General features: G+C 63.4%; 7 protein-coding genes, 1 rRNA gene and 1 pseudogene. 3 read left to right on the top strand and 6 right to left on the bottom strand.

All coding sequences use genetic code 11. The features are described from left to right. Positions 1-136: 136 nt before the first annotated feature. Positions 137-252 (top strand): 5S ribosomal RNA (rrf, locus tag HU720_RS16705). Positions 253-361: 109 nt separating this feature from the next. On the opposite strand, the gene HU720_RS16700 is transcribed toward rrf, so the two are convergent. From HU720_RS16700 to HU720_RS16675, 6 genes are all read right to left on the bottom strand, one after another. Continuing rightward, positions 362-829 (bottom strand): SRPBCC family protein, encoded by a 468-nt coding sequence (locus HU720_RS16700; RefSeq protein ID WP_186521047.1) that lies wholly within the window; start codon positions 827-829, stop codon positions 362-364. A gap of 29 nt (positions 830-858) precedes the next feature. Beyond that, complete coding sequence (locus HU720_RS16695; RefSeq protein WP_186521046.1) at positions 859-4,278, bottom strand: amino acid adenylation domain-containing protein; 3,420 nt, start codon at positions 4,276-4,278, stop codon at positions 859-861. A gap of 10 nt (positions 4,279-4,288) precedes the next feature. Beyond that, positions 4,289-5,218 carry a diiron oxygenase gene (locus HU720_RS16690; protein WP_186521045.1) on the bottom strand — a complete coding sequence of 310 codons (930 nt, stop codon included), beginning with the start codon at positions 5,216-5,218 and terminating at the stop codon, positions 4,289-4,291. Then, positions 5,215-5,991 (bottom strand): DUF3050 domain-containing protein, encoded by a 777-nt coding sequence (locus HU720_RS16685; RefSeq protein ID WP_186521044.1) that lies wholly within the window; start codon positions 5,989-5,991, stop codon positions 5,215-5,217. The genes HU720_RS16690 and HU720_RS16685 overlap by 4 nt, the downstream gene beginning before the upstream one ends. A 584-nt stretch (positions 5,992-6,575) precedes the next feature. After that, entirely contained in the window at positions 6,576-7,127 is a 552-nt protein-coding gene (locus HU720_RS16680; RefSeq protein WP_186521043.1) for a thioesterase domain-containing protein, read from the bottom strand. A gap of 39 nt (positions 7,128-7,166) precedes the next feature. Then, entirely contained in the window at positions 7,167-7,859 is a 693-nt protein-coding gene (locus HU720_RS16675) for a GntR family transcriptional regulator (RefSeq protein ID WP_186521042.1), read from the bottom strand. Positions 7,860-8,049: 190 nt separating this feature from the next. On the opposite strand from HU720_RS16675, the pseudogene lapG reads away from it, so the two are divergent. Both lapG and lapD read left to right on the top strand, forming a co-directional pair. Then, positions 8,050-8,778, top strand: a pseudogene (lapG, locus tag HU720_RS24625) (cysteine protease LapG); the annotation flags it as partial. A 54-nt stretch (positions 8,779-8,832) separates the two neighbouring features. Beyond that, positions 8,833-10,779 (top strand): cyclic di-GMP receptor LapD, encoded by a 1,947-nt coding sequence (lapD, locus tag HU720_RS16670; RefSeq protein WP_238337714.1) that lies wholly within the window; start codon positions 8,833-8,835, stop codon positions 10,777-10,779. Positions 10,780-10,855 lie beyond the last annotated feature (76 nt).

The raw sequence follows: 10,855 nt of genomic DNA, 5'->3' as shown, positions 1-10,855 counted from the left end.
CCATGTGAGAGTAGGTCATCGTCAAGATTCATTTCGCAAAACCCCTATCTGCGCATGCAGGTAGGGGTTTTGTCTTTAAGTAGAGAGTACAGAAATTCGCTGACACGTCCTCTGGACGGTTCAGCACACAGAATTTCTTGACGACCATAGAGCATTGGAACCACCTGATCCCATCCCGAACTCAGCAGTGAAACGATGCATCGCCGATGGTAGTGTGGGGTTTCCCCATGTGAGAGTAGGTCATCGTCAAGATTCAATTCCGAAGCCCCTGATCGCACTGCGGTCGGGGGCTTTGTCTTTGTGGGCCGGGAATAGTCCGGGCACAAAAAAGCCGCCCAGTGGGGCGGCCCTGTTGCCGGTGTTAGCCCAGCAGGTTCTTCACATTGGCCATCGCCCCATCGGCAAACGCCTGCAGGAACGTCTGGAAACCAGGCAGCGCTTCTGGCCCGCCTTCCCAAGGCTCGGCCTGGATGGTCCAGGTAGCGCGGCTACGCTGCCAATCAATGGCCACCACCTCCATGGCCGCCCACAGGTTGCCGATGTTCAGGCTGGTGTAGATCAGGCTCCATGTCATGTTCATTGCCTGGTCATCACGTGAGTTGAGCTGTTCGATCACCACGTTGCCATCCTTGAACAGCTTCTTGCGCACCGAGCGCACACCGTTGCTGGTCATCTCGATGTGGGCCAGCGCCGGAATGAACACCGGGAAACCGGCAAAGTTACCGACGATGTTCCACACGCTGGCCGCAGGTGCTGCGATCTCGACGGTGGAAACCACCAGGCAGCCTTCAGGGTTGCGGATCAGGGTATCGGGCTTGAGTGCTTGCATGTTGTGTTGCTCCTTATGGGTAAAAACGGTCAGATAAAGCCGATGTCGGCCAGATAACGGCAGCCACGGCGTAGCAGTTCCGGGCTCTTGCTGGGGTAATGGCTGCCCATGCGCTGTACACCGGCACGGGCGTTGTCATGGGCGATACCGGCGATGTCGCCGATGTCCTCTTCGAAACCGTCCAGATAGAAGCCCAGGACGTCATACAGCGCGTTGTCACGGTCGACCCGGCGCAGTTGCTGCTGCCATTGCTCGACACTCACCAACTCAAAGGCATGGCCCTGTTCGCGGAACGACGCCAGGTACTCGCGCCAGCGCAGCGGTTCGGGGTTGTGCAGGTTGAACACGCATTGCCCGGGCTGATGGCGGCTGGCGTGGAAGGCGATAAAGCGGGAGAGGAAGTCCACAGGCATGAGGTCAAAGTCGATCTCAAGCCCCGGCACCTGCCCCAATTGCAGCGACCCCTTGAGCATCAGCATCAAGCGGTTGCGCTGCGGCTGGCAGGCACCGGTGCGGCTGTCGAAGGTGATGTTGCCGGGGCGGAACAGGTTGACCCACACCCCTTGCTCGCGTGCCCGTTGCAGGATGCGTTCGCCTACCCATTTGCTCAGGTTGTAGCCATTACGGATGTAGATCGGCGGGGTGCTCGCTGGGTCGTCCTCAAGCACCCGCCCAGCACCATCCACCGCGCTGCAAGCGGACAGCGTCGAGATGAAGTTGAAGATCTTCTTGCGCCGCCCCTCGCACAGCCGCAGGCACTCGAACAGCGGCTCGACGTTGTCGGCAGCCAGCACCTGATAGTCGAGCACATGGTTCACCTGCGCTGCGTTGTGCAGCAGTGCGCCGTAATGGCTGTCCAGGTAGTCGTAGACCCCCGGCTCAAGGCCCAGCAGCGGCTTGCGCAGGTCGGCGTCGAATACCCGCACACGGTCCATGTCCAGCGCCACATGGTTCTCGGCCAGCGCCTGGGCAAAACGCTGTGCAGCGGTCATTCCAGCGCTGCTGCGCACCAGGCAAGCCACCTCGGTGGCGCCCCATCCCAGCAGTGCCTCCACCAGATGTACGCCCAGGAAGCTGTTGGCTCCCGTGACGATCACCTTGTGCACATCGCCCATGTGCTCGACAGAACGCACCTGCAGGCCTAGTTCCCGGTTGGCGTCCTGTTCCAGGCGCGCCAGCCCCTCGTGTTGCGGCTCATCAACGCCATCGAGCAGCGCGCCCAGGCGTTGCAGGGTCGGCAGTTCGATAAATCGATTGATCGCCACGCCCTGGCCGAATCGCTCGCGCACCTCCAGCAACAATCGCGACAACAGGATCGAATGCCCACCCAGGTTGAAGAAGCTGTCGTCGGTCGAAATATCGGCCTCGGGCAGCTCCAGCAGCTCGCTCCACAAGCTGCGCAGGCCCTGCTCGGTGCTGGTCGCCGGTTGCAGGCGCTGGCTGCTTGGCAAGGCCAGCGGCAGGCGCAACAACGCCTGGCGGTCGACCTTGCCATTGGCGGTGGCCGGCATACGCTCCAGCACTTGGTAGAACGCCGGGCGCATGTAGTCGGGCAGGGCGCGTTCGGCATGCTCGCGCAGGTGCTGCCCGGCATCCTCAACGAGCGGCGCCGTCACGAACGCCAGCACACGCCGCTGAGGGTCGATTACCACGGCCACCTGCGCAAACAGGCCGCTGCTGCGCAGGCTGTGCTCGATCTCCTCAGGCTCGACCCGAAAGCCGCGAATCTTCACCTGGTTGTCACGCCGCCCACACAGCTCGATACCCTGCGCCGTCCACTTGCCGATATCGCCGCTGCGATAGGCACGCAAGGTGCGCCCTTCGGCCAGCGCAAGTTCGACGAAGCGCTCGGCAGTCAGCGCGGGGTTGTTCAAGTAACCCACCCCGACACCCGGCCCGCTCAGATACAGCTCACCAGGGGTTTGCTCAGGCACCGGCCGCAGTTGCTCATTCAGGATCAGCACCTGGCTGTTGGCAATCGGCACCCCCAGGTTGCGATTGCTGTCACCGGCGCTCAACACCCGCGTGGTGGCCAGCACTGTGGTCTCGGTCGGGCCGTAGATGTTGTGCAGGTGGCTCTGCGCTCCCAGCCGTGCAATGACCTCGGGCTCGCAGACATCGCCCCCGGTGATCAGGTGCTGCAAGCCCAGATGCACCTCGCGCGGCAGGATGCTCAGCAGTGCAGGGGGCAGAAACGCATGGCTGACCTCGCGGCGGTGGATAAGCTCGACCAGTTGCTGCGGATCGCGCCGCTGATCCTCGCTCGGCAGTACCAATGTGGCGCCGCAGGCGAAGGTTGGCAGAATATCCAGCAGCGAGGCATCGAAGCCGATGGTCGAGAACTGCAACACCCGGCTGTGTTGATCCAGCGCCACATGCTCGCGATACCAGGCAACGAAGTGCGCCAGGTTGCGCTGGCTCAGCAGCACCCCCTTGGGCGTGCCCGTGGTGCCTGAGGTGTAGATCGCCACGCAGGGCTGCTCAGGGGCCGTCTGGCGCAGGGCCAGGCTAGGCAGAGCCGAATCATCGGTCAGGGCGATGTCGCGTACATCTACGCCCACAAGGCCGTTAAGCACCCTGCCGTCATGCAGCAGCACACAGGCGCCGGCATCTTCGACAATGCGCTGCAGGCGCTCGGCGGGCGTGGCCGGGTCGAGCGGCAGGTAGATGGCCGCGCAACCCAGAATGGCCAGCAGGCTTGCATACAGCGCAGGCGACTTGCCCATGCACACGGCGACCACCGGCGGCTGGGCGCCGCCTGCCGGCAACAGTGGCAACAGCGCGCGCTGAATACCGACCACACGTGCGTGCAGTTGTCGATAAGGCTCGCCCTCAACGGCGGGGAGCCCGGCGTGTCGGCGCAAGCTCTGCTCAAGCAGCCCGATCAACGGCTGCTCGGCCTGCTCCAGCAGGTCTGCGCGCAAGGTGCGATTGAACGGGTGCCGGTAAGCCAGCGCTTCAAGCCAATCCAGGCTGTGCTCGCGCTCATGCACGCCGGTACTGACTGCCTGCGCTTGCTGCAGGTGTTGCGGGTTGCGGGCGAACTGGTTGACCTGCATGGCCAGCAGGTCGCCCAGCGCCTGCAAGGCGTCTTCACGCAGTTGCTCGCCATTGCCCGATTGCGGTGATGGCACGGCTTGGCGTTCGATCAGCCGCTGGGCGGTGGCGCTGCCGCACCAGCACAGGATTTCCAGCCGTGGCAGGGTTTCGGCAAAGCTTGCACCTAGGCGCAGGCGCAGCAGCGGGGCGTTGCCCAGCGTCTGCCAGTCGCCGCTGGCCAGGGCCAGGCTGCCGTCTTCCAGCACCAGGTCAGGGGCGTTGGTCAGTTGCCGGCGCAAGGCGTCGGCGCTGGCTGCGGTGGCGGCGCCATGGCCCTGTTCGTCCAGCTGGCAGGCCAGGGCGAGCAGGGCGGGGCTGGTGCCCACCAGGAGTATCTCGAGGCGTCTCATGATGTGTTCCTCAGGGCAGGTAGTCGCGCAACGCGTCCTGCACGCAGGCAGACTCAAGCAGCGAGCTGCTGCGCATGAAGCGCAGGATGTTGCCCAGCAGCGGGTGCTGGTGGTTGATCGGGAAGGCCAGCGCGCACACCTCATCACGCAACGCCTGGCGTACCGCCTCGCTCACCGGCAGCGCGGCGATCAAGGCAAGGTCGAAGGCCTGCTGGATGTCGTTGGTCAGGTACTGGCGCAGGAATACCGGCAGCACCTCGGCGAGCGCTCGCCGGTCTGCCTCGCAGGCGCTGTGCCAGTAGATGCGCGTCAGGCGTGCCCAGAACGTCGAATGCCGGCCTTCATCGAGCAGGTGGTCAGCCATAAGGCCCTTCACCGAAGGCTTGACCGAGTCGTCGCGGGCAAACGCCGCGACATCGTCGGTCAGGGTGCTCTCGGCGATGCCCACGCAGATCAGCTCCATGGCATCGCGCAGCGCCTGGGGCACCTGCGCCAGCGCCGCGGGGATGGCCCGGCTCAGCTCGATCTCCTGCGGCAGGGCAATTGGCTCGACACCGGTCAGGGCGATGGTCTGCTGCAGGAAGTCCATCGCCACCAGAGCGTGGTAGTCCTCATCCACGACCACGGTCATGGCGTCATAGCGGCAAGCAAACGGAAAGCGCACGGCGAAGCGGTCCTTGGCGATGCGCCGGGCGGTGCGGTCGACGATTTCGGTCTCGAAGATCACCACGTCGTTGATGAACTTGTAGAGGCTCTGCACCAGTACGAAATCGCGCAGTTGCGGGCATTCGCGCTGAAACGTGGCGCCGAGCACCAGCGGCTGGCGGCTCAGCGGGTAGATCAACCGCTGGTCATCCTCGACCTTGCGCCTGGGCCGCGTGCGTATGGTCGCGCGCGCTTCCCAGGCGTCGGCAAATGAGCGGTAGTCGAGGGCGTTCATGCGCTGGCCCCGGCGACCGAGGCCTGCAACGAAGCACGCAGGCTGTCCCACAGCGCCATGCGGCTGTCCACTGCGGCAATGGCGGCCACATAGACCTCCTCTTCGCGGACCGGGTCACGGTTTACCAGGCGCGCCAGCAACTGCTCCGCGGCCGGGCCGTGGTCTTCGGAGTCCACCTCGATGTGGCGTTGCAGGTAGTAACGGAAGATCGGCGCCTGCTCGATGCCGATGCCCCACTCGTCGAGAATTTGCTGGAACATGGTCGGGATGACGCTTTCGCGCCCATGCAGGAAGGCCGCTGCGACGCGATGCGCCGGGGCATGCAGGGCAACTTCAAGGGTGTCGCACACGAAGCGCTGCGCCGCCTCGCTGGCCTCTGCGCGAAGCAGGGCCTCGGCATGCGGCACACCCTCTTGCATCAGGCTGACGAAACGCTCGATGGCCTGGGTGCTGGCACCGACTTCACGCATGGCGTCCAGATACAGTTCGAAATGGCTGTAATGGCCATGGCCTGGGCGATCATCGGACTCTTCACCCAGCACGATCTCGTTGATCAGGCGCGCGGCGGCGGGGTCGGTGGGCGGCAGCCACGGCAAGCTGACACAGGTCAGTTCCCGTTGCAGGCGCTTGGTCAGCGACATGAAGTCCCAGACTGCAAAAACATGGGTTTCCATGAAGGTGCGCAGAATCGGCAGTGTCTTGATTTCAGAGAACAGCGGGTGCTGCGAAAGTACCAATTTGTTATCGGTCAGTGTGCGCTTCAATGTGCTCATGTTGATATCCATCGTGGCTAAGTTATGGGTGCGTTAATGCCACGCGCAGCCGTCGGTTGCCGATATTCAGGCGAGCGGGTACGTCGATTGAATATCGATGCCGAACACTGTGCATGGGCCGTACAGCGCGGTGCAGGCTACGGTTCACAGGGAGGCCGTGCCGCGGTAGCTGGCGATATAAAAACTAGAGCAAGTGCAAAAGAAGTTGCAATTGTTTTTTTATTTATTTGAAGAGGGCACTTTATTGTGGTTGATGAAGTGCAAATCAAAACAACGTCGTTGTTTTAATTGGGCAGCCGCTGTCCCTTCCGATAATTAACAATCAGAAAAAATAGACAGTGAATGCCTCATGTAGAGCACTGGTGAACAATAAGTAGAAAGTTTGGCTATTAGGGGGGCGTCTGATCGGCTGGCGGTCCTTGCCCCGGTGGCAGGCTCCTTCTGCTAGTGGGTGGGTGGCAGGCGGCCGGGCCCGCTACTGATGATCAGCGGCCGCTGCGCAGGTAGAGTGTGCTGAAAATGCGGGCACTGCCATGGCTGGCAGCACCAGTGGCTCAGCGCCAGGCTGCCGGCAAAAGGCCGGGTTAGAGGCTGAGCAAGCCGAGGTGGGTGTTGAAGATCCGCACGATACGCTCGCTGAATACCGGGTCGTCGGCCCCACTTGCGGCCAGCTCGATCAGCTCCAGGCCGCGGCCGGCCAGCGGATTCCAGCCGAGCATGGTCGCCAGCGCGCCGGGTGGGTAGACCACGGTCATCGGCACTTGGACGGCGGTATCGGGGCGGCTGGCCGCGTTCGGGCTGTCACAACCAGCAACAAACAAATGGCGCGTCTGGCCTGGCCAGATGCGCTGCGCCAGTTGCGCCAGTGCCAATGCCGCCAACGCGCCCTGGCTTTGGCCGAACAGCGCATGGGGCGTTTCGAGGTAGGGTCGAAGGCGTTCTGCGAGGGAGCGGGCCAGTTCTGCCGAGGTGGCTTGAAAGGCGCTGGGCGGCAGGTCAACGGCGATCAGTTCGGCAGACTCGCTCAGGGCTTCGGCCCAGCGGCGATACTGCGCCAGTTGCGCTCGGCTGCAAGCCAGGCAGATGAGGCGGATCCGGATAGGGGGTTCGCTGATCGGTTGGGCTCGGGTCTGCACGTGCGCTGCCATTCCTTGTTACCTGAGCCGTTGGCGGGGTCAGGTGGCCGATTGCTTGTCGAGATAATTTCTGATGGCGCGTGCAGCGTTGTTCAGGTGCGCTTCCAGCAGCTTGACGGCTTCGTCGACCAGCTTGTCGCTGGCGGCATCGACCAGTGCGATGTGGTCATCCTGGGTCAGCTTGCCCAGGCCCATGGTCGACAGGTGGAAGCGCAGGAAGCGCTCCTCTTCGTTCAGCTCGATCTCGATCAGGCGCAGCAGCTTGAGGTTCGGCGACTTGCTGTACAGCGCCATGTGGAACAGGCGGTTGAGGCGGCCGATTTCGGCGTGGCGGGTTTCGCTTTCAAGCTGGCGGATGTAACCCCGGGCCTGAGCGATGTCATCGGCATCAAGCCGGGGGATCGACTGGCGCAGCGCTTCGGTTTCGAGCAGCACACGCAGGCCGTAGGTATGCACGGCGTCTTCGCCGATCAGTGGGGCAACCACTGCGCCCTTGTGCAGTTCGACCTGCAGCAACGACTGCGCCTCGAGCTGGCGCAGTGCTTCGCGCACCGGCATGCGGCTGACGCCAAACAGCGTGGCCAGCTCTTGCTGACGCACCGCAGTACCGGCAGGCAGGCGACCGTCCAGAATGGCGCTGCGCAAGCGCTCTTCGATAACGCTGCGGGCGAGGTGTGGGGGGACCTGTTCACTGCCGAGTACGGTGCTCAGCAGTTTGTTTTTTTCAGCCACGCGCGTCGTCTCGCAAGGATTGGATCCAATAACACTAGAGAGAGAAGGGGTGGCTTGTCAAATGGCATCATCTAACGCCCGATAATGCCGGTTTTGCAAACACGGCTATCGTGAATGAAGACGCCCGTGTTGGGAAGCGCCAGCGCATGCTGACCCCTTGCATGAAGCGGGTTTGCCGACAGCTGGCAGTATGATTGCATTGTGCCGTTGTCTTTTCTCACGCCAGCTTGCAACATCGCAGGCCTTCGACGGATCTGAACGGGTTTTCGCAGTGGCGATACCTTGGGCGCTCATCAGCAATTTTCGCCGCCTCGGCCTGGCCGTGGTCTTCGGCTGCCTGCTGCTGGGCGGTACCCAGGCTGACTGGGACTTCAACCAGATCAGCCGCCGCGCCCAAGCGCTGTATGGGCCGCTTGGGGCGGGGCAGGGGCGCATCGATGCCTGGCAGAACCTCATGGCCACGCAAAAGCAGGCCAGCGAGCTTGAGCAGTTGAAGGTGGTCAACCTGTTCTTCAACAAGCAACTGCGCTACATGGAAGACATCGACCTGTGGCATGAAGTGGATTACTGGGCGACGCCTGTGCAATCGCTGATCAAAGGCGCCGGCGACTGCGAAGACTACGCCATTGCCAAATACTTCAGCCTTCGGCGCATGGGCATCCCCGCCGAGAAGCTGCGCATCACCTACGTCAAGGCGCTGCGCCAGAACCGGGCGCACATGGTGCTGACCTATTATTCAAGCCCACAGGCGCAGCCCCTGGTGCTCGACAGCCTGATGGACGCGATCAAGCCGGCCAGCCAGCGCACCGACTTGCTGCCGGTCTACGCCTTCAACGGCGAAGGCCTGTGGCTGACTGGAGCAGGCGGCAACAAGAAGGTGGGCGACACCAAGCGCCTGTCACGTTGGCAGGACTTGCTGAAAAAATGCAGGCCGAAGGCTTCCCGGCCGAACCGGTTTACTGAAGGAGCACAGATGTCACTGTTCAAACAATTGCTGCTAGCCATTTGCCTGTTCCTGGTGGTCGCCTTCAGTGGCAGCTTCATGGTCAGCCTGGAAAGCTCACGTAGCCAGTACGTCAACCAACTGCGCTCCCACGCCCAGGATGCCGCGACTGCGCTGGCGCTGACCCTGACGCCGAACATCGACGACCCGGCGATGGTCGAGCTGATGGTCAGTTCGATCTTTGACAGTGGCTACTACTCCAGCATCAAGGTGGTCGACATCGAGTCCAACGCCGTGTTGGTGGAGCGCCACGCCGAGCCCGACAGCGGCGGCGTGCCGGCCTGGTTCATCCACATGACCGGCCTGGAGCCGGCCGGTGGCGATGCCATTGTCAGCCGCGGCTGGCAACAGGCGGCGCGGGTCGAGGTGATCAGCCACCCGATGTTCGCCTTGGCCAAGCTGTGGCAGAGCGCGCTGGGCAGCCTGGGTTGGCTGCTGCTGTGCGGCGCGGTCAGTGCGGTGCTCGGCGCGCTGCTGCTGCGCCGCCAGTTGCGCCCGCTGGACTACATGGTGGCGCAGTCCCACGCCATCGCCCGGCGCGAGTTCCTCAGCCTGCCGGAGCTGCCGCGCACCCCTGAACTGCGCCGCGTGGTGCAGGCCATGAACCAGATGGTCGAGAAGCTCAAGGCGCTGTTCAACGAGCAGGCCGAACGCAGCGAGAAGCTGCGCAGCGAGTCGTACCAAGACAGCCTCACCGGCCTTGCCAACCGCCGCTACTTCGAGATGCAGCTCAATGCCCGCGTGAGCAACGCCGAGGACGCCCGCGCCGGTTACCTGCTGCTGTTGCGCGTGCAAGACCTGGCCGGCCTCAACGCCCGCCTGGGCGGGCAGCGCACGGACCAGTTGCTGCAAGCGGTGGGCGAGCAGCTGCGGCGCACCTGCGCGCAGTTCCCGGAAACCAACGACCTGATCACCCGCAGCCGTGGCGGCGAGTTTGCCGTGCTGGCGCCGGGCATGGTCCACGAGGAAGCGACCCAACTGGCCCAGGCGCTGGCCGCCACCTTGCAGAGCCTGCATGTAACCGGTGCCAGCGATGTCGACCCGGTGGCCTGCATCGGCCTGGCCCCTTATAGCCCGGGCGATGCGCCACAGGCGTTGCTCAAACTCGCCGACGAAGCCCTGGCCCGCGCCGAAAGCCAGCCCCAACCTGGCTGGGTGTGCCTTGAGCAAGGCGCCGCAGCACAGGCCGCTGACAGCCATCACGCCTGGCATACGCGCCTGGAACAGGCACTGAGCAAGGGCCAGTTCGAGCTGTTCTTCCAACCGGTGGTCGATGTCCAGGCGCCGGAAAAGGTGCTGCATTACAAGGTCATTTCGCGGCTGCATGACGAGCACGGCGAGGCGGTTGCCGCTGGGCGTTTCCTACCGTGGCTGGAGCGTTTCGGCTGGATGGCGCGGCTTGACCTGCTGGTGCTGGAAAAGGTGCTGAACCACCTGCACAACCACAGTGAAAACCTGGCGCTCAACCTTTCGGCCGCCACCCTGGCCGACCCGCAAGCGCTGCAGCGCGTCTACGACCTGCTGGGCCACCACCGCGCGCAGGGCCCACGGCTGACTTTCGAGATTGGCGAAGAGCAGTTGCCCGACCAGTCGATGCTCGAACAACTGACCCGGCGCCTGCGCGGGCTTGGCTTCAGCCTGGCGTTGCAGCGCTTTGGCGGGCGCTTCAGCATGATCGGCAACCTGGCGCACCTGGGGTTGGCGTACCTGAAGATCGATGGCGGGTATATCCGCAATATCGATCAGGAACAGCACAAACGCCTGTTCATCGAAGCCATTCAGCGCGCTGCGCACAGCATCGATTTGCCGCTGATTGCCGAGCGGGTCGAGACCGAAGGGGAGTTGCAGGTGCTACGCGAGATGGGCGTGCAAGGCATCCAGGGCCAACTGGTCGGCGAGCCCGCTCCCTGGCGCTGACTATCGCAGCAAGGGCGTGGGAGATTTCGTAGTCTTGTACCAGCCCTTACGGGCCTCATCGCAGGCTGTCGCCAGC

Source organism: Pseudomonas sp. SWRI51 (assembly GCF_014268825.1).
In the GTDB taxonomy this organism is placed as follows: domain Bacteria; phylum Pseudomonadota; class Gammaproteobacteria; order Pseudomonadales; family Pseudomonadaceae; genus Aquipseudomonas; species Aquipseudomonas farsensis.
This window is presented reverse-complemented; position numbering and strand designations above follow the sequence as displayed.